The organism is Nocardioides sp. NPDC059952 (assembly GCF_042730435.1).
GTDB lineage: Bacteria > Actinomycetota > Actinomycetes > Propionibacteriales > Nocardioidaceae > Nocardioides.
The window spans coordinates 48572-71703 of record NZ_JBHWLY010000008.1 but is presented as its reverse complement, the minus strand read 5'-3'; the positions used below and the strand labels follow the sequence as shown (position 1 = coordinate 71703).

At 69.4% G+C, this 23132-nt stretch carries 20 protein-coding genes; 13 read left to right on the top strand and 7 right to left on the bottom strand.

What is annotated here, in order from left to right; translation table 11 throughout:
- Positions 1-35: 35 nt before the first annotated feature.
- Positions 36-1247 (bottom strand): formaldehyde dehydrogenase, glutathione-independent, encoded by a 1212-nt coding sequence (gene fdhA, locus ACFV9G_RS05850; RefSeq protein ID WP_378725733.1) that lies wholly within the window; start codon positions 1245-1247, stop codon positions 36-38.
- Positions 1248-1486: 239 nt separating this feature from the next.
- Here fdhA and ACFV9G_RS05845 point away from each other — a divergent pair, with 239 nt between their 5' ends.
- The 3 genes from ACFV9G_RS05845 (at position 1487) to ACFV9G_RS05835 (ending at position 4971) form a co-directional block, all read left to right on the top strand.
- Entirely contained in the window at positions 1487-2269 is a 783-nt protein-coding gene (locus tag ACFV9G_RS05845) for an IclR family transcriptional regulator (protein ID WP_378725731.1), read from the top strand.
- 266 nt (positions 2270-2535) lie between these two features.
- The gene (locus tag ACFV9G_RS05840) at positions 2536-3786 is read left to right on the top strand and encodes an SRPBCC family protein (protein WP_378725729.1); all 1251 of its coding nucleotides are present in this window, start codon (positions 2536-2538) and stop codon (positions 3784-3786) included.
- An 18-nt stretch (positions 3787-3804) separates the two neighbouring features.
- Positions 3805-4971: an FAD-binding oxidoreductase gene (locus ACFV9G_RS05835; protein WP_378725727.1), complete on the top strand. Its 1167-nt coding sequence runs from the start codon at positions 3805-3807 to the stop codon at positions 4969-4971.
- A 56-nt stretch (positions 4972-5027) separates the two neighbouring features.
- Here the strand turns inward: ACFV9G_RS05835 and ACFV9G_RS05830 are convergent, their stop codons facing one another.
- From ACFV9G_RS05830 to ACFV9G_RS05820, 3 genes are all read right to left on the bottom strand, one after another.
- On the bottom strand, positions 5028-5702 hold the full coding sequence (locus ACFV9G_RS05830) for a GntR family transcriptional regulator (RefSeq protein WP_378725725.1): 675 nt from the start codon (positions 5700-5702) through the stop codon (positions 5028-5030).
- Between the two features lie 61 nt (positions 5703-5763).
- Entirely contained in the window at positions 5764-7002 is a 1239-nt protein-coding gene (locus ACFV9G_RS05825; protein WP_378725723.1) for an anthranilate synthase component I family protein, read from the bottom strand.
- Positions 6999-7592, bottom strand: coding sequence for an anthranilate synthase component II (locus ACFV9G_RS05820; RefSeq protein WP_378725721.1), 594 nt, complete (start codon positions 7590-7592; stop codon positions 6999-7001). The genes ACFV9G_RS05825 and ACFV9G_RS05820 overlap by 4 nt, the downstream gene beginning before the upstream one ends.
- Positions 7593-7648: 56 nt before the next feature.
- On the opposite strand from ACFV9G_RS05820, the gene ACFV9G_RS05815 reads away from it, so the two are divergent.
- The 4 genes from ACFV9G_RS05815 to ACFV9G_RS05800 all read left to right on the top strand — a co-directional run bounded on the left by ACFV9G_RS05815 (position 7649) and on the right by ACFV9G_RS05800 (position 13821).
- The gene (locus ACFV9G_RS05815; RefSeq protein WP_378725719.1) at positions 7649-8167 is read left to right on the top strand and encodes a RidA family protein; all 519 of its coding nucleotides are present in this window, start codon (positions 7649-7651) and stop codon (positions 8165-8167) included.
- 182 nt (positions 8168-8349) lie between these two features.
- Positions 8350-10101, top strand: coding sequence for a BCCT family transporter (locus tag ACFV9G_RS05810; RefSeq protein ID WP_378725717.1), 1752 nt, complete (start codon positions 8350-8352; stop codon positions 10099-10101).
- Between the two features lie 27 nt (positions 10102-10128).
- Entirely contained in the window at positions 10129-12438 is a 2310-nt protein-coding gene (locus tag ACFV9G_RS05805; protein ID WP_378725715.1) for an FdhF/YdeP family oxidoreductase, read from the top strand.
- Between the two features lie 90 nt (positions 12439-12528).
- Positions 12529-13821: a hemolysin family protein gene (locus ACFV9G_RS05800; protein ID WP_378725713.1), complete on the top strand. Its 1293-nt coding sequence runs from the start codon at positions 12529-12531 to the stop codon at positions 13819-13821.
- Here ACFV9G_RS05800 and ACFV9G_RS05795 read toward each other — a convergent pair.
- Positions 13772-14746, bottom strand: a complete 975-nt coding sequence (locus ACFV9G_RS05795; protein WP_378725711.1) for a 2-hydroxyacid dehydrogenase — start codon at positions 14744-14746, stop codon at positions 13772-13774. The genes ACFV9G_RS05800 and ACFV9G_RS05795 overlap by 50 nt on opposite strands.
- Positions 14747-14772: 26 nt before the next feature.
- The gene (gene kdgD, locus ACFV9G_RS05790; RefSeq protein WP_378725709.1) at positions 14773-15687 is read right to left on the bottom strand and encodes a 5-dehydro-4-deoxyglucarate dehydratase; all 915 of its coding nucleotides are present in this window, start codon (positions 15685-15687) and stop codon (positions 14773-14775) included.
- 212 nt (positions 15688-15899) lie between these two features.
- Between kdgD and ACFV9G_RS05785 the strand changes: the two genes are divergently transcribed.
- The 6 genes from ACFV9G_RS05785 to ACFV9G_RS05760 are packed head-to-tail and all read left to right on the top strand — an operon-like array spanning position 15900 to position 22102.
- Complete coding sequence (locus tag ACFV9G_RS05785; RefSeq protein WP_378725707.1) at positions 15900-17453, top strand: ABC transporter substrate-binding protein; 1554 nt, start codon at positions 15900-15902, stop codon at positions 17451-17453.
- Positions 17454-17484: 31 nt separating this feature from the next.
- Positions 17485-18414, top strand: coding sequence for an ABC transporter permease (locus ACFV9G_RS05780; protein WP_378725705.1), 930 nt, complete (start codon positions 17485-17487; stop codon positions 18412-18414).
- A 13-nt stretch (positions 18415-18427) separates the two neighbouring features.
- Positions 18428-19360: an ABC transporter permease gene (locus ACFV9G_RS05775; RefSeq protein ID WP_378725703.1), complete on the top strand. Its 933-nt coding sequence runs from the start codon at positions 18428-18430 to the stop codon at positions 19358-19360.
- A 44-nt stretch (positions 19361-19404) separates the two neighbouring features.
- A complete protein-coding gene (locus tag ACFV9G_RS05770) occupies positions 19405-20364 on the top strand; it encodes an ABC transporter ATP-binding protein (protein WP_378725846.1) in 960 nt (319 codons plus the stop codon).
- The gene (locus tag ACFV9G_RS05765) at positions 20361-21377 is read left to right on the top strand and encodes an ABC transporter ATP-binding protein (protein WP_378725701.1); all 1017 of its coding nucleotides are present in this window, start codon (positions 20361-20363) and stop codon (positions 21375-21377) included. Before ACFV9G_RS05770 ends, ACFV9G_RS05765 begins: the two co-directional genes overlap by 4 nt.
- Positions 21377-22102: a sulfite exporter TauE/SafE family protein gene (locus ACFV9G_RS05760; RefSeq protein WP_378725699.1), complete on the top strand. Its 726-nt coding sequence runs from the start codon at positions 21377-21379 to the stop codon at positions 22100-22102. Before ACFV9G_RS05765 ends, ACFV9G_RS05760 begins: the two co-directional genes overlap by 1 nt.
- Here the strand turns inward: ACFV9G_RS05760 and ACFV9G_RS05755 are convergent.
- The gene (locus ACFV9G_RS05755) at positions 22099-23115 is read right to left on the bottom strand and encodes a 2-hydroxyacid dehydrogenase (protein WP_378725697.1); all 1017 of its coding nucleotides are present in this window, start codon (positions 23113-23115) and stop codon (positions 22099-22101) included. The genes ACFV9G_RS05760 and ACFV9G_RS05755 overlap by 4 nt on opposite strands.
- Positions 23116-23132 lie beyond the last annotated feature (17 nt).

The following is a 23132-nucleotide window of genomic DNA, read 5'->3' as shown; positions in this document are numbered from 1 at the left end:
TCCTCACGACTCCGGCTCGACCAGCGGGTGGCGGCTCAGCGCACCATGCCGTGCGGGTCGATGACGTACTTGGTCGCCGCGCCCTTGTCGAACGCGGCGTAGCTCTCCGGAGCCTCGTCGAGGCTGATGGCCTTGGCGTTGACGGCGTCGGCGATGTGGGCCTTGTCGGCGAGGATCAGGTTCATCAGCTGGCGGTTGTACTGCTTGACCGGGCACTGACCGGTCACGAAGGTGTGCGACTTGGCCCAGCCGAGGCCGAGCCGTACGCCGATCTGCCCCTGCTTGGCGGCGTCGTCGACGGCGCCCGGGTCGCCGGTGACGTACAGGCCGGGGATGCCGAGGGAGGCGCCCGCACGCGCGACGTCCATGATGTCGTTGAGGACGGTCGCGGGCTGCTCGGCGGCGTCGCGGCCGTGGCCGCGGGCCTCGAACCCGACCGCGTCGATCGCCGCATCCACCTCCGGCTCGCCGAGGATGTCCGCGATGATGTCGGCCAGCGCGTCGCCGGAGGACAGGTCCGCGGTCTCGCAGCCGAAGCTCGCGGCCTGCTTGAGCCGGTCCGCGTTCATGTCGCCGACGATGACGGTCGCGGCCCCGAGCAGCTGGGCCGAGTACGCCGCGGCGAGCCCGACCGGGCCGGCACCCGCCACGTAGACGGTCGACCCCGTGGTGACACCCGCGGTGTAGGCGCCGTGGTAGCCGGTCGGGAAGATGTCGGAGAGCATCGTCAGGTCGAGGATCTTCTCCAGCGCCTGGTCCCGGTCGGGGAACTTCAGCAGGTTGAAGTCGGCGAACGGCACCATGACGTACTCCGCCTGGCCACCGACCCAGCCGCCCATGTCGACGTAGCCGTACGCCGCGCCGGCCCGCGCCGGGTTCACGTTGAGGCAGATGCCGGTCTTGCCCTCGTTGCACATGCGGCAACGGCCACAGGCGATGTTGAACGGGACCGAGCAGATGTCTCCGACCTCGTGGAAGAGGACGTCGTCGCCGATCTCGACGATCTCGCCGGTGATCTCGTGGCCGAGCGTCTGACCCACGGGTGCGGTCGTCCGGCCACGGACCATGTGCTGGTCGCTGCCGCAGATGTTGGTGGTCACGAGCTTGAGGATCACCGCGTGCGGCGCGGCGCGCTTGATGCCCAGGCCGCTGACAACGTCCTGGGGGAGCTCCAGCTTCGGGTACTCGATGGACTCGACGGCCACCTCGCCCGGCCCCTTGTAGACGACGACTCTGTTGTCTGCCATGGCGTCTCTTCTTCCTGCCCCCGGATGGGGGCGTCCGGCGTGATCAGGTTGCAGGGATGTTTCTCATAGCGAAACAAGAGCGCTATATGAAACAAACTAAACCGTCGACGGTGCCCGCATCAAGACCCTGGTCCGATCGATTTCGGTCCCCGCGTCGCAGTGTCCGGGCGCGCGTGCCGCGCTCGACCGGCAGTAGGCGGCGGCAGGGAGAATCTGCGATGAAGGCATACTGTTTCAGCATGAGCAACACGAGCGAAACACGGAGTACGACCGTTCACTCGGTTGACCGGGCCATCTCCATCCTCCAGGTGCTCGCCCGCCGGGGGGCTGTCGGCGTCACGCCGATCTCCGAGGAGCTGGGGGTGCACAAGTCCACGGTCTTCCGGTTGCTGGCGACGCTCGAGGCTCGTGGGCTGGTGGAGCAGAACAGCAGTCGAGGGCATTATCAGCTCGGTTATGGCGTCATCCAGCTGGCTGCCGGCGCGACCCGCAAGCACGACATCTCCGTCACGAGCCGGCCGATCTGCATGGCGCTGGCCGATGCGGTCGGCGAGACGGTCAACATCGTCATCAACGACGGCGAGGAGGCCATCACCATCGACCAGGTGATCGGGAGTGCCGAGATCACCTCGGTGAACTGGGTCGGTCAGCGAAGCCCCTTGCACACGACCGCGTCCGGCAAGGTCTTCTTGGCGAACATGTCGCCCGAGGACCGTCGGCGGATCTTCGCGGGAGGCCTGGAGCGCTACACCGAGGAGACGGTGGTCGACCCCGCGAAGGTCGAGGCGCAGCTCGCCGAGGTCCGCGAGCTGGGTTATGCCTTCTCGGTCGACGAGCACGAGATCGGTCTGACGGGGGTGGCCGCGCCGATCCGTTCGCTGGGCGGCGGGGTGATCGCTGCGGTGGTGGCGTCGGGGCCGTCGTTCCGCATCACCGCCGAGAAGGCGCCCGAGCTGGCCGAGCACGTGCTCGCGGCCGCGGCGGCGATCTCCGAGCGGAACGGCTTCCCCAAGGCCGAGTGATCCGTGCCCGCCGAGGCGAAGGCTCGGCACGTCGGAGGGGCCCGCATGCCTGGTGCATGCGGGCCCCTCCGCGTGCGTCGTAAAGCGTTTGTAAATCCTCTGAGGGATTCCCGAGGGACCCGTTGACAGCGCCGAGATTCGCGCGGCAGAATCGTTTCACGCTACGCAGTAGTTGTGCAGAGTGAAACAACCGCCGCATGGCGGACCGTCGTATCTGAACCCGGAATCTGCCCGGTTTGAGCGTGGGAGACATCAACGTGACGCGAATGAGCATCGAAACGACGCCGGTGGATCTGGCGTCCCTGGCGGACAGGCGAGCATCCGGCTACAGCCTGGAGGCGCCTTTCTACACCAGCTCGGAGATCTACGACCAGGATCTCGACGTCATCTTCGGCCAGCACTGGATCTTCGCTGTCGCCGAGGCGGAGATCCCGGATCCCGGTGACTACGTCACCATCGATGTGGGCGCCCACTCGGTCATCGTCGTTCGCGACGACGACGAGAACGTCCGCGCCTTCCGGAACGTCTGCCGGCACCGCGGGTCGCGACTGCTCGAGTCGGCCTGCGGCTCGATCGGCAACATCGTGTGTCCCTACCACCAGTGGACCTACCGGGTCGACGGCAGCCTCATCTTCGCCGAGTCGCAGGCGGACACGTTCGAGTACGACAGGTTCGGGCTCAAGCCGGTCAACGTCCGTGCTGTCGGCGGGCTGGTCTTCCTCTGCCTCTCCGACGAGCCGCCGGCCGACTTCGACGAGGTCAGCGAGTTCCTCGAGCCCTACCTCAAGCCCTACTCGCTCGCCTCGGCGAAGGTCGCCCATCAGACCGACATCGTCGAGGAGGGCAACTGGAAGCTGGTGATGGAGAACAACCGGGAGTGCCACCACTGCGACGCCTCCCATCCGGAGCTGGTGACGGCGTACTTCCCGATCAGCCGCTACGAGGCCAAGGACGTCCCGCCGCGCATGCAGTCGACCTTCGAGCGCTACCAGGAGGCCCAGCTCGAGCTCGAGAAGGCCCGCGAGGCCATCGGCTTCCCCCACGAGGAACGCTGCGAGCTCGAGGGCCGGTCGACGGGGTTCCAGCTCTCCCACCTCCCGCTCGACGGCGCGGGCGCGTCGTTCGGACCGGACGGGCAGCAGCTCTGCGCGAAGCTGATGGGATCCATCGAGGATCCGCGGTTCGGCGACCTGTCGCTGCACATGCAGCCCAACTCGTGGTTCCACTTCCTCGGTGACCACGCCGTCGTCTTCTCGGTGATCCCGCTCGCCGTCGACCGGACGCTGGTCCGGACGACCTGGCTGGTGAACCCAGAGGCCGTCGAAGGTGTCGACTACTCGGTCGAGTCGCTCACCTCCGTCTGGCGTGCCACCAACGACCAGGACCGCGTCCTGGTCGAGGGCACCCAGCGTGGAGTGACGGACCCGGGCTACGTCCCCGGTCCGTACTCGGTCGTCGAGGGCGAGGTCGATGCCTTCATCACCTGGTACGTCCAACGCGTCCGAGCCAACGCCTAGCCAGAGGTGGGAGGAGACATGACGATCTTGGAGACCGACATCCCCGCGGTGTCGGAGCCGAACTCGTTCGGCCTGCAGAACGGCCGCCCGGCCCCCGTCCGCAGCAAGCGGATGCTGGAGCCCTGCTGGGCCGAGAGCGACGTGATGGACCTGGTGTGCAGCCAGGTCCTGGCCGTCACCCATGACGTGAAGACCTTCGTCTTCACGACCCCCGAGCGACGTCCCTTCGACTTCGAGGCCGGACAGTTCATCACCATCCGGGTCGAGATCGACGGCGAGCTGATGACGCGCTGCTACACGATCGCCTCACCGCCGACCAGGCCCGACCGACTGGCGATCACGGTCAAGCGGGTCGCCGACGGCGTCGTGTCGAACTGGCTCCACGACAACCTCGAGCCCGGGGCGTGGATCTCGATGCACGCGCCGGCGGGTGCCTTCGTCCTGCCGGAGGAGGACGCACCGAAGTACCTGTTCCTCTCGGCGGGGAGCGGGATCACCCCGGTGCTCTCGATGACGCGGACGTTGTACGACCTCGGGTCCGAGGCGGACATCCTCTTCGTCCACAGCGCGCGTACGCCGGCAGACATCATCTACCGCGGTGAGCTGGAGGCGATGGCACGCCTGATGCCCAACCTGCGGGTGGTGGAGATCTGTGAGGGCGATGCCCCGACCGAGCGCTGGATGGGGCTGCAGGGACGCATCTCCAAGCCGGTGCTCGAGATCCTGGCCCCCGACCTCGGCGAGCGGGAGACGTTCATCTGCGGTCCCGCGGGCTACATGGCCGCGGCGAAGTCGCTGCTCGAAGAGCTCGACTACGACATGGGGAAGTATCACGAGGAGAGCTTCGACTTCGGCGCTCCCGAGGTGCCCGCCCCGACAGCGGCGCCGCCGATCGAGCAGGACTCCGAGGAGGAGGCCGCGGCCGGGTTCTCGGTCGAGTTCGCACGCAGCGGGCGGATGATCACGTGCGGTCCGGACGAGACCATCCTGGAGGCGGCGATGGCCGCCGGCATGCGGCCGATGGCCGCCTGTGGTCAGGGCATGTGCGGGACCTGCAAGGTGTCGATGCTCTCCGGAGAGGTCGATATGAAGCACAACGGCGGCATCCGGCCCAAGGAGATCGCCAACCAGAAGGTCCTGATCTGCTGCTCCAAGCCTCTGGGTGACATCCAGCTCGACTGCTGAGAGGCGTACGCAGCACCGGTGGCTGTCAGGTCGCAGGCCTGGCAGCCACCCGGGCTTCAGAGGACCTGACGGATCTCGCGCTCGAAGCCGCCGATGTGCGCGAGGGTGAGCTCCTCGGCCCGGTCGGCGTCGCCGTCGGCGACGGCGGTGAGGAGCTGGGCCTGCTCGACGACGTGGTGGGCCAGGTCGGGGAGCCGGTCGATCACCATCCACCAGATCCTGATGGCCAGGTTGTCGTACCTGATCAGGATGTCCTCCAGGTGGGCGTTGCCGCTCGAGCGGTAGATCAGCCCGTGCGCGGCCTTGTCGACCTGCATCAGCGAGGTTCGGTCTCCGTCGCCGAGCTTGCCCTCGCCGATCTGGGCCGCGAGGGCGCGCATCTGCTCGCGTTGCTCGGCCGTCGCGCGCTCGGCGGCCGCGCGTGAGGCGTACGGCGCGAGCTGGCGGCGGATCTCGGCGATCGCGCTGAGCTCGGTCGCGTCGATCGTCGTGGCGAAGGTGCCGCGGCGAGGGAAGGAGTGGACCAGGTGGTCGGCCTCGAGGCGTTTGATCGCCTCGCGCACGGGCGTGCGGCCCATCCCGATGGCCGTGGCGATCTGGCCGTCGTTGATCGGCGCCCCCGGCCGGATGTCGAGCATCACCAGGCGCTCGCGGATGTACTGGTAGGCCTGCTCGGCGAGTGAGCCGGCGGGGGGACTCGCCGTCGTTGCCAGGATCTCGTCAACCGTCATTGAGTCGTGCCCCACTTGTCCGTTCCGGCCTGAGCGCTTTTTACCATCTTAGTCTGATACATCAGTCGCCGGGCAATGGCGTGCCGAACACCCGCAACAGCCGCTCGGCCTTCCAGCCCGACTCGGCGTACTCCTCCTGCGCGGTCGAGTGGACGGTGATCCCGCCTCCCGTGCCGAGCTCCCAGGTGCTGTCGCCGGGAGTGGTGAGGCTTCTGATCACGACACCGAGATCCGCCCGGCCGTCGGGTGCGATCCACCCGAAGGCGCCGGAGTAGACGCCGCGCGGGCTGGTCTCGACGCTTCGGATGATCTCCATGGTCCGGAGCTTCGGTGCGCCGGTCATCGAGCCGGCGGGGAAGAGGGCGCGCAGGGCCTCGAGGCTGGTGACGCCGTCGCGCAACCGGCCGCGCACGGTCGTCACGAGCTGGTGGACCGATGCGTAGGACTCGACCGCCATCAACGACGGGACCGTCACCGACCCGGGCTCGCACACCATCGCCAGATCGTTGCGGAGGAGGTCGACGATCATCAGGTTCTCGGCGCGGAACCTCGGGTTCGACGCCAGCTGCCGGCGCAGCTCCTCGTCCTCGTCGGGGCACGTCGCGCGCGGGGTGGTGCCCTTGATCGGCCGGGTCTCGATCACCCGGTCCCGGTCGATCGTGGCGTACCGCTCGGGTGAGGAGCTGAGCAGTCGGACGTCGTGGTGCTGGATGAAGCCTGCGTACGGGGCGGGGTTGAGCTCGCGCAGGCGTAGGTAGGCGAGGGCCGGGTCGACGTCGTCCCGCACCTGGATCCGGTGGGTCAGGTTCGCCTCGTACGTGTTGCCGGCCCTCAGCTCTCGCTGCACCCGGTCGAAGGCTCGCGCGTAGGCGTCCGGGGTCTCGGCGACGGATCGCGTCGCCCGGTGTCCCACGGGACCCGTGGTCGGCGACCGGTCGAAGCCCGGCGTGAGCCGGGTCCGCATCCAGACCGCGTCGGGCATCGCGGGACCGTCCGTGCGGCTCTTCCGGGCCGGGAGGTCCGGGCGGCACGCGTAGCCGAAGTAGCCGACCCAGATCTCGTCCGGGGGCGTACGGGCGAGCTCGTCGCCGAGGACGGCGAAGATGTCGGCGCCGACCGGGCGGACCTCGTCGCCGCGGTGTCGGAGGACCTCGCCGCGGGCGGCGTCGTAGGTGAGGGAGACGTCGTCGTCGCGCAGAGCGCCCATGATCGAGCCTCGGGTGGTCCCGGGGCCGGCGTCCAGCCAGAAGCAGCGCGGGTGGGTGCTCGCCATCTCGACGAACCGCTCCTCGGTCCTCATGCCGTCGCCGCGAGGAAGTTCGCGACCAGTGCGGCGCCGTGCTCGCTCAGGATCGACTCGGGATGGAACTGCACGCCCAGGTGTGGCAGCGATCGGTGACGTACGGCCATCACCACCGGCTCGCCGTCGCCGCCTTCGGTCTCGGCGATGACCTGGAGCTCGGGCGGGATGCTCGTCGCGGCGAGCGAGTGATAGCGAACCGCCGAGAACGAGGACGGTACGCCGGAGAACAGCGGGTCGCCGCGATGCCGGACCCGCGCGACGTCGCCGTGTGCGGGCGGGATCCGGTCGACGCGTCCTCCGTAGGTGGTCACGACGCCCTGCATGCCGAGACACACGCCGAGCACCGGGACCGTCCCCGCGCGGAGAACGTCGCCGCCGACGGCGAAGTCGCCGGGGTTCGCCGGGTGCCCGGGGCCGGGGGAGAGCACGACGTGGTCGAACCCGAGCACGTGGTCCGCTGTCGTCGTGTCGTGCTGGACCACGGTCGGGAGCACTCCGGTGACGCCGGCGATCAGATGCACGAGGTTCCAGGTGTAGGAGTCGTGGTGGTCGACGACGACGATCCGCGGAAGAACGGTGTGGGTCACGGGCCACCTCCGGAAGACACTGTCGACAACTAGTATATCAGTGCTAGTGTCCCGCTATGTCGGAGCGTGCGAACCGAGTGGTGCGGCTGCTGAGTCAGCGCAGATCCAACACGGCCGTGCCGCCGTCGGACGCGGTGCTCGCCGAGCTCGGCCTGCCCGTCCGCGAGGTGGTGCAGCCGGCGACGGCGCACGTGCCTGCGGTTCGCGCGGGGGCGTTCGTATTCACGTCGGGGCAGCTGCCGATCCGGGAGGGCGAGCTTCTCGCCACCGGCAGTGTCGGCGACACCCTCGGTATCGCCGACGGCCGGGCCTGTGCGCAGTGGTGCGTGCTCAACGCGCTCGCCGCGGTCAAGGACGAGATCGGTGATCTCGGGCAGGTGAAGCGTGTCGTCAAGGTCGTGGTCTACGTCGCCTCGGGCGCGCTCTTCACCGACCAGGCTCTTGTCGCCAACGGCGCCTCGGAGCTCCTCGGCCGCTTGTTCGGCGACATCGGGCAGCACGCGCGCTCTGCGATCGGGGTCTCGGTGCTGCCGCTGGGTGCGCCGGTCGAGCTCGATCTCGTCGTCGAGATCTGACCCTTGCTCGTGTGATGCATCACATATAAGGTGACTGGTATATCAGTGTCTGGCTGGGTAGCGCCCCACCGAAGTGCCGCCGCCCGGAGCCCTCTGTGGCACCGACAGATGCTGCTCATCCCAAGAGCCCTCGATCGGAGTGCGTCATGAGATCACCCACAGGTAGCGGAGACCTTTCACCGGTGGCGTCGCCACGCCACCGGTCCGTCAACCAGAGCCCGACCCATCCGGCCCTCGACTGCCCTCCCGATGAGACAGCCAAGAACAGCGGGGGTCTCGATCGCGTCGTCTTCGGGGTCACCGCGATCATCGCGGTCGGCTTCCTGGTCTGGGGATTCGTCAGCACGGATTCGCTGGCGTCGGTCTCGGGGAAGTCGCTGTCGTGGGTGATGGGCAACCTCGGGTGGCTCTTCGTCACCGCGGCGTCGACCTTCGTCGGCTTCGTGCTGTGGCTCGCCTTCGGCAGGTTCGGCAACATCCCGCTCGGCCGGGACGGTGAGGAGCCCGAGTTCCGCACGGTCTCGTGGATCACCATGATGTTCAGCGCCGGCATGGGGATCGGCCTCATCTTCTACGGTGTCAGCGAGCCGATCAGCCACTACATCTCACCCCCGCCGGGCTCTGTCGGCGACGGCCAGTCCGAGAAGATCCAGACGGCCATGGCCACGACCCTGTTCCACTGGGGGATCCACCCGTGGGCGATCTACGCCCTGGTCGGGCTCGCGATCGCGTACAGCGTCTTCCGCAAGGGCCGCGGCCTGCTGATCAGCTCGGTCTTCGAGCCGCTTCTCGGGCGTCACGCGCACGGCGCGGGCGGGAAGGTCATCGACATGCTCGCGATCTTCGCGACCCTGTTCGGGTCGGCGGCATCGCTGGGCCTGGGGGCGCTCCAGATCCGCAGCGGGCTCGAGATCGTCGGCGGGCTCGGCACGACCGGCAACGGCATCCTGGTGGCCATCATCGCCGTACTCACCGTCGCCTTCGTCTTCTCGGCGGTCTCGGGGGTGGCCAAGGGGATCCAGTGGCTCTCGAACATCAACATGGTGCTCGCCGTCGGGCTGGCCCTGTTCGTCTTCGTGGCCGGTCCGACCGTGTTCATCCTCAGCCTGGTCCCGACGACCGTCGGGTCCTACTTCCAAGAGGTCGCGATGATGTCGGCGCGCACCTCGGCCGAGGGGTCCGAGACCGCTTCCTGGCTGTCGAGCTGGACGGTCTTCTACTGGGCGTGGTGGCTCTCCTGGACCCCGTTCGTCGGCATGTTCATCGCCCGGATCTCGCGCGGGCGGACCATCCGCCAGTTCGTGACCGGGGTGCTGCTCGTGCCGTCGCTGGTGAGCCTGGCCTGGTTCGCCGTCTTCGGTGGCGCGGCCATCGACCTGCAGCTGGACGGGGTGGACATCGCCGGCGCGGGTGGCGTGGAGACCCAGCTGTTCACCACGCTGGAGTCCTTCCCGCTCGCGACGGTGGCGAGCGTGGTGGTCATGATCCTGGTCGCGCTCTTCTTCGTCTCGGGTGCGGACGCGGCCTCGATCGTGATGGCCACGCTCTCCGAGCGCGGCTCCATCGAGCCCAGCAAGCCGACCGTGATCTTCTGGGGTGTCGCCACGGGTGCGGTCGCCGCGGTCATGCTCCTGGTCGGCGGCTCCGACGCGCTGAGCGGGTTGCAGACGATCACCATCGTCGCCGCGGTTCCGTTCGTGCTGGTCATGATCGCGCTGTGCGTCTCGCTGGTGAAGGACCTACGCGAGGACCCGCTGGTCGTCCGGGCCCAGTACGCTTCCAAGGCTGTCGAGCAGGCCGTCGTCTACGGGGTCTCGGAGCACGGTGACGACTTCGTCATCCGAGTCTCCCGCGATCCGGACGCGCCTGCTGACGAGTCGGCCGACGAGCTGGCTGAGGAAGTGGACGCGGAGCTGCCCAGGTCGGCCAGCTAGCTCGAGTCGCGAAAGGGAACGGGTGTGGTGAAGCGAGACGCGAACGGTGCGTACTCCGTGGAGGAACCGGTGGAGGCGCTCGGCGTCACCGAACCGAAGACCTGGGCGGCCGGTGTGCCGGCGGTGCGGAAGGCGCTCGAGTATTCGCTGACGCAGACGTCGGTGCGGCGTACGGCGCTCACGCTGTTGAACCTCAACCAGGCCGGCGGGATCGACTGTCCGGGGTGTGCCTGGCCGGAGCCGGGCCACCGGCACAAGAACGAGTACTGCGAGAACGGTGCGAAGCACATCGCCGACGAGGCGACCTCGCGCCGGGTGACGCGGGAGTTCTTCGCGCAGCACTCGGTCGCCGAGCTGGACGGGAAGTCGGACTACTGGCTCAACCAGCAGGGCCGGCTGACCGAGCCGATGGTCAAGCGGCCCGGCGCCACCCACTACGAGCCGATCAGCTGGGAGGACGCGTTCGCGACCATCGGCGAGGAGCTCAACGGCCTGGACTCTCCCGACGAGGCGATGTTCTACGTCTCGGGCAGGCTGAACAACGAGGCCGCGTTCCTGCTGCAGCTCTTCGCTCGCGCGTTCGGCACCAACAACCTGCCCGACTGTTCCAACATGTGTCACGAGTCGAGCGGCTCGGCGCTCAACGAGACCCTCGGGATCGGCAAGGGCAGCGTCCAGCTCGACGACATCTACAACGCGGACCTGGTGTTCGTGGTCGGCCAGAACCCGGGCACGAACCACCCGCGGATGCTGTCGGCGCTGGAGGAGACCAAGCAGCGCGGCGGCAGGGTGATCGCGGTCAACACGCTGCCCGAGGCGGGACTGATGCGGTTCAAGAACCCGCAGAAGGCCCGGGGCGTGGTGGGCCGCGGCACCCAGATCGCGGACCAGTTCCTGCAGATCCGCCCCGGCGGCGACCTGGCGCTGTTCCAGATGCTCAACCGTCGTCTGCTCGAGTCCGACCGGGACGCGGGCGGCGGCGTCCTGGACTGGGAGTACATCGCGGAGTACACCACCGGCTTCTACGCCTTCGCCGAGCAGGCCCGCGCGATCACCTGGGAGACGGCGCTCGAGGCGACCGGCCTGACCCGCGAGGAGATCGAGGCAGTCCACGAGCAGGTGCTGGCCAGTCGCTCGGTCATCGTCTGCTGGGCGATGGGGCTGACCCAGCACAAGCACGGGGTGCCGACGATCCGCGAGGTGGTCAACTTCCTCATGCTGCGGGGCAACATCGGCAAGCCCGGGGCAGGGGTGTGCCCGGTCCGGGGCCACTCCAACGTGCAGGGCGACCGGACGATGGGCATCTGGGAGAAGATGCCCGACTCCTTCCTCGACGCGCTCGGCGCCGAGTTCGGGTTCGAGCCGCCGCGCAAGCACGGGTACGACTCGGTCGACGGTGTCCGGGCGATGCGGGATGGTCGCGCGAAGGTCTTCGTGGGTGTCGCCGGCAACTTCGTCCGGGCCATCTCGGACAGCGACGTAGCCGAGGCCGCGCTGAAGAGCTGCCGGCTGACGGTGCAGGTCTCCACCAAGCTCAACCGCTCTCACACGGTGGTCGGGGATACCGCGCTGATCCTGCCCACACTGGGCCGCAGCGACGTCGACGTCCAGGCGAGCGGCGAGCAGTTCGTCACCGTCGAGGACTCGATGAGCTCGGTGCACGCCACCCGCGGCAAGCTCGCGCCCGCCTCACCGGACCTGCTCAGCGAGGTCGCGATCGTCTCCCGCCTCGCGCGGGCCACGATCGGTGAGCGCCATCGCATCCGGTGGGCCGACTTCGAGGCGGACTACGGCCGTGTCCGCGACCGGATCGCCCGGGTGGTGCCGGGGTTCGAGGACTTCAACGAGCGGATCAAGGAGCCGACCGGGTTCGTCCTGCCCAACCCGGTCAACTCCGGCGTCTACCGCACCCCGAGCGGCAAGGCCGTCTTCACGCGCAACGACCTGACCTGGCTGGAGGCCCCGCCGGGTCACCTGATCCTGCAGACGCTGCGCTCCCACGACCAGTGGAACACCATCCCGTACGCCATGGACGACCGCTACCGCGGTATCCATCACGCCCGTCGCATCGTGATGGTCAACCCGGCCGACATCGACGAGCTGGGGCTGGCCGACGGCGACCGCGTCGACATCATCGGGGTCTGGGAGGACGGCGTCGAGCGGCGCGCGCCCGGTTTCACCCTGGTCGCCTACCCGGCGAGCCGTGGGTCGGCGGCTGCGTACTATCCGGAGACCAACGTCCTGGTTCCGCTCGACAGTGTCGCCGAGGGCAGCAACACCCCGACATCGAAGGGGGTCGTGGTTCGCCTGGCGCTCGCCGGAGCGGAGTCGGACTGACGCGGAGCCTGGCTGTAGATTCGTACCCGTGAAGAGGCCTCGAAGTTCCAACCGCTCACCCTGGATCGCAACGAAGGGTGGGCGGGCCTGATGGACAGTCAGACATTCCTCAGCATGGGCCTGGTGCTGGTCTTCGTGCTGGTCGGCGGCGTCTTCGCCGCGACCGAGCTGGCGCTGGTCTCGCTGCGGGAGAGCCAGCTGGCGGCGATGGCGCGGCAGGGGCCGCGCGGGGCGCGCGTGGCGGAGGTCGCGCGCAACCCCAACCGCTTCCTGGCGGCGGTGCAGATCGGCGTGACCGTCGCGGGCTTCCTCTCCGCGGCCTACGGCGGGTCGACCATCGCTCCTGACGTGGCGCCCTACCTCGAGCGCCTCGGCATGGGTGAGGCGCTCGCCGAGACCACGGCGCTGATCGTGCTGACCCTGTTCATCGCCTACCTCTCCCTGGTGCTGGGCGAGCTGGTGCCCAAGCGCCTGGCGCTGCAGAAGTCCGCCGGCATCTCCTTGGCCGTCGCGCCGGTGCTGGACAGGTTCGCCACCGTGATGCGGCCGGTGATCTGGTTGCTCTCGGTCTCCACCGATGCCGTGGTGAGGCTGCTCGGCGGCGACCCGAAGGCCTCGGCCGAGCAGGTCTCGGAGGAGGAGCTGCGCGAGATGGTCTCCACCAACCAGGACCTCGAGGAGGAGGAGCGGCGGATCCTCCGCGACGTCTTCGCCACCACCGAGACGACGCTCAAGGAGGTGATGCGCCCGCGCGGCGACGTCACCTTCATGCCCGCCTCGACGCCGCTTCCCACGGCCGCCGAGAAGGTGCGCGACCTGCCTTACTCCCGCTACCCGGTGACCGGCGCGGGCTTCGACGACATCCTCGGGTTCCTGCACGTACGCGACCTGCTCGGTGTCGCCCCGAGCGACCCGCGCACGGTTCGCGACGTCGCTCGTCCGGTGCTCGCCCTGCCGGGGAGCAAGCGGGTGATCCCGTCGGTCGCCACGATGCGCGAGGGCGGCACCCATCTGGCGATGGTCGTGGACGAGTACGGCGGCACCGACGGCATCGTGACCCTCGAGGACCTCGTCGAGGAGATGATCGGCGACATCCGCGACGAGTACGACCACGGCGAGGCCCGCATCCGCGACCACGATGACCTGTCCCGGATCGACGGTGCGATGACGATCGAGGACTTCGCGGACACCACCGGTATCGATCTCGAGGACGGCGGCTACGAGACCGTCGCGGGCTATCTCATCTCCCGGCTGGGCCACATCCCGCAGGTCGGGGAGGTGCTGGTCGTTCCGGGAGGCATCTTGGAGGTGGCCGCCCGGAACGGCAACCGGGTCACCGAGATCGCGCTGCGCCCCGAGGTGACACCTCCGGCACCGGAGTGAGGACGGTGCCGTCGGCGAGCCAGCGGTCCAGGTTGTCGAGGGTCAGCTGCTCCATGGCGGCCCGGGTCTCGACGGTGCCGCTGGCCAGGTGGGGGAGGAGGACCACGTTGTCGAGGTCCATCAGCTCGGCGGGCACAGCGGGCTCCTCGGCGTAGACGTCGAGCCCGGCGCCGGCGAGGCCGCCCTCGAGCAGCAGCTCGACCAGCGCCTCCTGGTCCACGACGGAGCCGCGCGCGATGTTGATCAGGTAGCCGTCGGGTCCCAGCGCCTCGAGCACCTTGCGGTCGACGAGATGCTGCGTACCGCTGCCGCCGGAGGTGGCGAGGACCAGGATGTCGACGTCGGCGGCGAGCTGAGCAGGGGAGGCGGCGTAGGTGTAGGTGGAGCCGGTGACCTCGCTGCGGGAGTGGTAGGAGATCGGGCAGCCGAACGCCTCGAAGCGGGTCGCGATCGCCTGGCCGATGCGGCCCAGGCCCAGGATGCCGACCCGCTTGCCGGACACCTTGCGGGTCAGGGGGTAGGTGACGACCTCGGGCCAGTCGCCGCGGCGTACGAACCGATCGGCGGCGCTGAGGCCGCGCAGGGTGTCGATCGCGAGGCCGAGCGCGGTGTCGGCGACGCAGTCGGTCAGCACGTCAGGGGTGTTCGAGACCAGCACCCCACGCGCGGCTGCGCCCTCGACGTCGGTGGTGTCGTAGCCGACGCCGAAGTTGATGACGGCACCGAGCGCGGGCAGCTGCGCCATCAGCTCCGCCGGTACGCCGGTCCGGCCGGTGGTCACCACGGCGCCGATCGAGGGACCGTGCTCGGCGAGGAACGCGGCCCGGGTGTCGTCGGCCGGCAGCACCAGGGAGTCGTAGCGGTCGGTGAGGGTGGCGGCCAGGGAGGGCTTGAGCGGTCCTACCTGGAGGATGCGGCGGGTCACGGTGTCTCCTGTCGTTCGGGTGGCCGTCAGATGACGGTCTTGACGAGGGCGGTCAGCTCCGCCAGCTCCGGCTCGGTGAGGTCGGCCAGCGGGGGACGTACGGGACCGGCCGGACGGCCGGCCGCGGTGAGCCCGGCCTTGACGATCGAGACGCCGTAGCCCGCCCCGCGGTCGCGGATCGCGATGTAGGGGACGACGAAGTCGCGGAGCCGGGCGAGCACCTCGTCGCGGTCGCGGTTGCGTACGGCCTGGTAGAACTCGACGGCCCACTGCGGCGCGAAGTTGAAGATCGCCGAGGAGTAGGTGCTGACGCCGAGCTCCAGATAGGGGAGGGCGTACGTCTCGGCGGTGGGCAGACCGCCGACGTAGAGCAGGCGGTCGCCGAGACGGGCGTTGAGCGTGGCCAGCAGGTCGATGTCGCAGACGCCGTCCTTGAAGCCGATGAGGTTCGGGAACTCCTCGGCGAGACGGACGACGGTGTCGGCGTCGTAGCGGGCGTTGGCGCGGTGGTAGACGATCACGCCGAGCGAGGTGGCGGAGCAGACGCGGGCGACGTGCTCGTAGAGGCCACGACCCGGCAGCTCGGTGAGATAGGGCGGCAGCAGCAGGATGCCGTCGGCGCCGTCCGCCTCGGCACGCTGCGCCATCGCGACGGCCTGGGAGGTGCCGTAGCCGGCCGCGCCCATCACCGGGGTGCCGTCACCGACCTCCTCGACGGTGGCCCGCAGGACCCGGGACACCTCGTCGTGGGTGAGCGAGAAGAACTCGCCGGTGCCGCCGGCGGCGAAGAGGCCGGCGACGTCGAAGCCGTCGAGGTGCTGCAGGTGCGCGCGGTAGCCGTCCTCGTCGAAGGCGTAGTCGGCGGTCGCGTGCGTCACCGGGAACGACAGCAGGCCGGCGCCGAGGGCGTCACGAAGCTCGGTGGGGGAGTAGCGGCCCATGGGGTCTCCTCAAGGGGTTCGGCGACGTCGGAGATCCCGAGGCTAGGTAGCGATCGTGATACGCGTCCAACATCGTGACTGCATCGCTCGATGCCCTATGAGCATTGCCTGACGTGCTTGACGTCACACAAAACTCGCTCGTACGGTTCATCCACGAATGACAACGACGTCCACATATGCAGACGTCGCCGATCGACTGGAGGAACAGTCGCATGAACTTTCGTCCCTCGCTGCGGTCCCGTTTCGGTCTCGCAAGCGCCTCGCTCATGGCTGCCTCGCTCACCCTCTCGGCGTGCGGTGTCGCCAACTCCGACAGTGCCGGCGCCGCCGGCGACACGGTCCGGATCGTGCTCCCGCAGGAGCCGCCGACCCTCGAACCGTGTGATGCCAACCTGACCTCGACGGGCGTCGTCGTGCGCTCCAACATCACCGAGCCGCTGGTCGAGCGCGACCCCGCCTCCGGTGAGCTCCAGCCGCTGCTCGCCACCGAGTGGGAGCAGACCGAGCCGACCAAGTGGACCTTCACCCTGCGTGAGGGCGTGAAGTTCTCCGACGGCTCCGCCTTCGACGCCGAGGCCGCCGCGCACTCGATCGACCGCGCGGTCAACGGCACCTTCGGCTGTAACGTCGAGGGGTACGTCTTCGGTGACGACGACCTCCAGGTCAAGGCCGTCGACGCCACCCACCTCGAGGTGACCACCGCCGAGACCGACCCGATCCTGCCGCTGCGCCTCTCCTTCATCGAGGTCGTGCCCGCCTCGACCAGCGACACCGCCAAGGTGCGCGAGCCGATCGGCACCGGCCCCTACAAGATCGAGGACTGGCAGAACGGCACCAAGCTGACCCTCGCGGTCAACGACACCTACTGGGGCGAGGCTCCCGCCTTCAAGACCGCGGAGTACCAGTGGCGTGAGGAGGGCAGCGTACGCGCGGCCATGATCACCAACAACGAGGCCGACATCGCCACCGGCCTCGCGCCCGAGGACCTCTCCGGCGACGCCGCGGTCCGCTACCCGAACAACGAGACCACCGCGCTGCGCTCGACCGGGACGTACGCTCCGCTCGACGACATCCGGGTGCGCCAGGCGATCAACTACGCGATCGACCGCGAGTCCATCGTCGACAGCCTCTTCGAGGGGTACGCCGAGGTCGCCTCGCAGCTGGTGCCCGAGGGCGTCGTGGGCCACAACGCCGACCTCGAGCCGTGGCCTCACGACCCGGAGAAGGCGAAGTCGCTCATCGCCGAGGCGAAGGCCGACGGGGTGCCGACGGACACCAAGATCCGGCTGATCTCCCGCAACGGCCTCTTCCCCAAGGTCGGCGAGACCGTCGAGGTCGTCCAGAAGGCGCTCGAGGACATCGGCCTCAACGTCTCGATCGAGATGATGGACACCGCCGCGTCGGTCGAGTACCAGTCCCGACCGTTCCCGAAGAACACCGGGCCGTACATCATCCTCGTCCAGCACGGCAACCAGGCCGGCGACGCCCAGTTCTCCGTCGACCAGTACATGCTCAGCGACGGCGCCCAGTCGACGTTCGGTACGCCGGAGTTCGACACCCAGATCGGCGCCGCCGACAAGGCCGAGGGAGATGACCGCCAGACCGCGTTCGCCGACATCTTCGCCGACGAGCCGGAGACGGTCTCGCAGTTCGCCTACATCGCGCACATGACCGGGATCATCGGCGAGTCGGAGAACGTCGAGTACGAGCCCAACTCGGCGACCGGCGACGAGATGCGCGTGACCGAGATGAAGCCGGCCAAGTGAGCCCGGCCGCGACTCACCCGGGAGGTCGTCGATGGTGACGTTCCTCCGCAAGCGAGCCCTCACCTCGCTGCTGCCGCTCGTCGTGGTGCTGCTCGGGGTGTTCTTCCTGGCCCGCCTCACCGGTGACCCGGCCAGCCTGTACCTGCCGGAGAACGCCACCGAGGCCCAGAAGGAGACCTTCCGCGCCGTCAACGGCCTCGACCTACCGGTCTGGCAGCAGCTGGTCGACTACCTCCAGGGCATCCTCCGCCTGGACTTCGGCACCTCGCTGAGCACGGGTGAGTCCGCGGCCGCGATGGCGTTGCGGGCCTTCCCCGCGACGCTCCAGCTGGCGATCACCACGATGCTGATCGCGGTCGTCCTCGCCGTCGTGATCGGCTCGTGGGCTGCGTACCGTCCGAACTCGCTGGCCGACCGGTTCGCGTCGTTCCTCTCGATGACCGCCGCGAGCGTCCCCGACTTCTGGCTCGCCATCATGGGTGTCTGGGTCTTCGCGGTGATGCTCGGGGTGCTGCCGACCTCGGGTGTCGACGCCGGCCTGCTGTCCTGGGTCCTGCCGATCGCGGTGCTGCTGCTGCGCCCCGTCGGCGTGCTCACCCAGGTGGTGCGGGGCGCGATGGTGGCGGCCCTGTCGGCGCCGTACGTCCGGCTGGCGCGCAGCAAGGGTGCCGACAGCCGTCGGGTCGTCGCGCACCACGCCCTGCGCAACGCCGCCGCCCCGGCGTTGACCGTGGCCGGCGACCTGGCGGTCGGGCTGGTCAACGGTGCCGTGGTCGTGGAGTCGATCTTCGGCTGGCCCGGCATCGGCAAGCTGATGATCGACTCGATCACCGGCCGCGACTTCGCCATCCTGCAGGCGGCCGTGCTGCTCACCGCGGTGACGATCTTCCTGCTCAACATCGCCATCGACATCTGCTACGCCCTGCTCGACGCCCGTGTGCGCGACAAGGCGATGGTGTGAAGGAGGAGAACTGATGAGCACCAGCTACTGGCGGATGCTGCTGCGCGACAAGGTCGCGACCGTGGCCGCCGTGATCCTCTGCTTCATCCTGCTCGTCGCGGTCTTCGGGCCGGTCCTGCTCGGCAGCGAGGCCAACGCCCAGGACCTGACCCGAGGCAACAAGGCGCCGCTCGAGCTCGACGGCTGGCTCTACGTACTGGGCACGGACTCGCTCGGACGCAGCGTCCTGGCCCGGATCGTCGTCGCGACCCGGACCACCCTCGGCGTCGCTGTCCCCGCGGTGCTGATCTCGCTGGTCGTCGGCTCGGTGATCGGCATGTGGGCCGGCTACCACCGTGGTTGGCGCGAGACCCTCGTGATGCGGATCGCCGATGTGATCCTGAGCTTCCCGTCGCTGCTGATGGCGGTCGTCGTGCTCTACGTCTACTCGCCCAGCCCGCGCAACATCGTGATCGTGCTGGCGATCACCCGCATCCCGATCTACCTTCGCACCGCGCGGGCGGAGTCGGCCGAGCTGCAGAGCCGGGTCTTCGTCGACGCGGCCCGTACGTTCGGGGCGGGGAGCTTCAGCATCATCCGACGCCACGTCTTCCCGATCGTGCTGCCGACGCTGCTGACCGTCGCCACCCTCGACTTCTGCTACGTCATGCTCGCCGAGTCGTCGCTGAGCTTCCTCGGCATCGGCATCCAGGCACCCGACGTCAGCTGGGGCCTGATGGTGGCCCAGGGGCAGAACTACCTGCAGACCGCATGGTGGCTCTCGTTCTTCCCCGGCCTGGCCATCGTGATCGCGACGGTGTCCGCCGCCGTGCTCGCCGCCTGGGTGCGGCTGGCCACCGATCCCGCTCAGCGGTGGCGGCTCACCGTCCCGCGGCGGCAGCGGCGCCGCGCCACCCCGACCGTCACCCCGACCGTCACCGAGACCGTTACGGAGGACGCCCAGTGAACAGCACTCTGACCGAGAAGGCCGTTGCCCTCGACGTCGACGGCATGAGCGTCGACATCCGCACGCCCCACGGTGTCGTCCGAGCCGTCGACAAGGTGACCTTCCAGGCGCGTCGGGGCGAGACCCTGGCGCTGCTCGGGGAGTCGGGCTGCGGCAAGTCGATGACCGCCACCGCGGTCGTCGGCCTGCTGGAGCCGGTCGCCGACGTGACCGAGGGTGCCGTCCGTATCACCGGCGACGGTGGCACGACCGATCTGCGGACGGCCTCGGCGAGGCGCCGGCGCGACATCGCCGGCAAGGAGCTGGCGATCGTCTTCCAGGACGCCCTCACCGCGCTCAACCCCGTCTACACCGTGGGTACGCAGCTGGCCGAGCCGTTCCGGATCCACCGCGGCCTGTCCAAGAGGGCCGCCCGGAAGGAGGCCATCGAGCTGATGCGCCGGGTCGGCATCCCCGAGCCGGAAGTCCGGGTCGACTCCTATCCGCACCAGTTCTCGGGCGGCATGCGGCAGCGGCTCCTCATCGCGATCGGCGTCGCGCTCTCGCCGGCGGTGCTGCTCGCCGACGAGCCGACCACCGCGCTCGACGTCACGGTCCAGGCCCAGATCATGAGCCTGCTCAAGGACCTGCGCGAGGAGCGCGACATGGCGGTCGTGCTGATCACCCACGACCTCGCCCTGGTCTTCGAGCAGGCCGACCGGGTCGTGGTGATGTACGCCGGCAACGTGGTCGAGCAGGGCCTGGTCGAAGAGGTCTTCGGTGCCCCGAAGCACCCCTACACCGCCGGCCTGCTGGAGTCGGTGCCCGTGCATGCCGAGCGCGGCACGGAGCTGAAGTCGATCGGCGGTTCGCCGCCGGAGCTGGCCGCGATCCCGGCCGGCTGCGTCTACCAGGACCGCTGCCCGATCGCGCGCGACCGCTGCCGCGAGGAGCGGCCCGCGGCCCGCGAGGTCGCCCCCGGCCACCTGTCCGCCTGCCACTTTCCTGACGAGGTGAACCGATGAGCGCCGATGCACCCCTTCTCGAGGTCCGCGACCTCACCAAGATCTTCCCGGTACGCCATGGCGGCAAGCGCAAGGAGCTGCGCGCCCTCGACGGCGTCACCCTCGACCTGCACCGGGGCGAGACCCTCGGGCTGGTGGGGGAGTCCGGCTGCGGCAAGTCGACCCTGGCCCGCACGCTGCTCATGCTGGAGACCCCCGACGGCGGGTCCGTACGCTTCGACGGGGTCGACCCGACCACGACCAGGGGTGCCGACCTGCTCGCGTTCCGGCGCCGGGTTCAGATGGTGTTCCAGGACCCGTTCGCCTCGCTCAACGCCAGGATGTCGGCCGGTGACATCGTGAGCGAGCCGTGGCGTACGCACACCGGGCTCCACAAGACCTCGCGTGAGCGAGCGGCCCGGGTTCGTGAGCTGCTGGACCTCGTCGGGCTGCGGCCGGGCGACGCCGGGAAGTATCCGCAGGAGTTCTCCGGTGGCCAGCGTCAGCGGCTCGGGATCGCCCGCGCGCTCGCGCTCGAGCCCGACGTGATCGTCTGCGACGAGCCGGTCTCCGCGCTCGACCTGTCGGTGCAGGCACAGGTGCTCAACCTGCTCAACGACCTGCAGCAGGAGCTCGGGGTGGCGTACCTGTTCATCTCGCACGACCTCTCGGTGGTGCGGCACGTGGCCGACCGGGTCGTGGTGATGTACCTCGGCCGGATCGTCGAGCAGGGCGAGACCGAGTCGACCTTCGAGCGTCCCCAGCATCCCTACACCGGGGCGCTGCTGTCGGCGGCGCCCTCGCTCGACCACGAGCGCCGGCGCGAGCAGATCATCCTGTCCGGCGAGATCCCCTCACCGCTCAACCCGCCGTCCGGCTGCCGGTTCCGGACCCGCTGCTGGAAGGCGACCGACGAGTGTGCCACCGCGCTCCCGCCGCTCGCCATCGACCCGGTCGACGGCGCTCACACGGCCGAGTGCTTCCATCCACTGGGGGCGGAGGAGCAGGAACTGGCCGCGGCCCAGGCGGGCTGATGGGGCTCTCGCTCGGGTCCTTCGCGCTGGTCGCCGTCGCCGTCGTCCTGGCCTCGGCGCTCCAGGCCTCCATCGGCTTCGGTATGGGCATGCTCGCCGCCCCGGTCGTCGCCCTGGTCGATCCCGGGCTGCTGCCCGGCACACTGGTGATGCTCGCCTTCGTGGTCACGGTCATGGTCGTCGTCACCGAACGGCAGCACATCGACCTCGGCGGCACCGGCTGGGCACTGTTCGGCCGGGTGCCGGGGACGATCGCAGGAGCGCTGCTCGTCGCGGCGCTGCCCGAGCGGGGCCTCGCGCTGATGCTTGCCGGCGTCGTGCTGCTCGGTGTCGCGCTCAACTCGCTGGGCTGGCAGCCGCGGCCGGTGCGGCGCAACCTCGTCACCGCGGGTGCGGCCTCGGGGCTGCTCGGCACCGCCACCTCGATCGGCGGGCCGCCGATGGCGCTGGTCTGGCAGCAGAAGCACGGCGCCGGGCTGCGCAGCTCGATGAGCACGTTCTTCCTGGTCGGCTCGGCGCTGTCGTTCCTCGCGCTGGCCGCCACCGGGTCGGTCGACCAGCGCACCCTGCTGGTCACCGCTGCGCTGGTGCCCGCCCCGTTCCTCGGCTGGGGGCTGTCGCTGCTGCTCAACAAGGTGATGTCGCCGGTGCGGCTGCGGCGTACGGCGATCGGGGTGTCGATCTTCGGTGCCGTCGTGCTGGTGGCCGACCAGCTCCTGGCCTAGTTTCGGCTCACCGGGTTGCGCAGCGGCCGGCCCTCGGCCAGGGCGTCGACGTTGTCGGTGATGTCCTGCGCACGCTGGCCGAACACCTCGACGGTGTGACCCGACTGGTGCGGGGTCAGCACGACGTTGGCCAGCTTCGTGAAGTCGAGGTGAGAGGGCGGGGGAGCGTCCGGGTCGCGCGGGTTGCGCCACCACACGTCGATCCCGGCGCCGGCGATCGTGCCGGCGGTGAGCGCGTCGTGCAGCGCCTGCTCGTCGACCACCGGACCTCGGGCGACGTTGACCAGCACGGCGCTGGACCGCATCGCGGCCAGGGCGTCGGCGTCGATGAGCCCGCGGGTCTCCTCGCTCATCGGGACGGTCACGACGACCACGTCGGAGGCGGCCAGCAGCTCGTGCAGGGCGGAGTCGGGGCCGACCCAGTCCAGCTCGACGCCCTCGGGCACGGGCGCGTCGGGGTTGCGGCGTACGGCTCGGACCTTCATGCCCAGCGCGGAGCCGAGGCGGGCGACGCTGGAGCCGATCTCGCCGAAGCCGACGATGCCGAGAGTGCGGCCCGCGAGCACGCCGCCGAAGGGGTAGTCGCCCGACACGAGCACGTTGCTCCACACGCCGTGGCGCATGTCGGCCTCGGACCGCAGGACGCCGCGCAGCAGCATCATCGACACCATCATCACGTGCTCCGCGATGGAGCGGCCGTGATGGTAGGTGTTGGCCAGCCGTACGTCATCGGACAGCGCCTCGAGCGGGATCTTGTCGACGCCGGCACCGGTGACGTGGACCAGCCTGAGCTGGGGCATCGAGGCCAGCAGCTCCGGTGTCGCCGGTGTCGCCGAGGAGCAGACCAGCACGTCGGTGGTCGGGGCGACCTCGGCGATCCGGGGGTCGTCGCCCCACGCGAACGTCCACGCGTGGGGCGAGTCGCCGTTCCGGGTCAGGACGTCGGTGAACCTGGCCATGATCGGCTCGGTCACGAGCACGTTCAGCGGCGGGGGCAGGGGAGTGGAGGGCACCCTCGCATTCTGTCAGC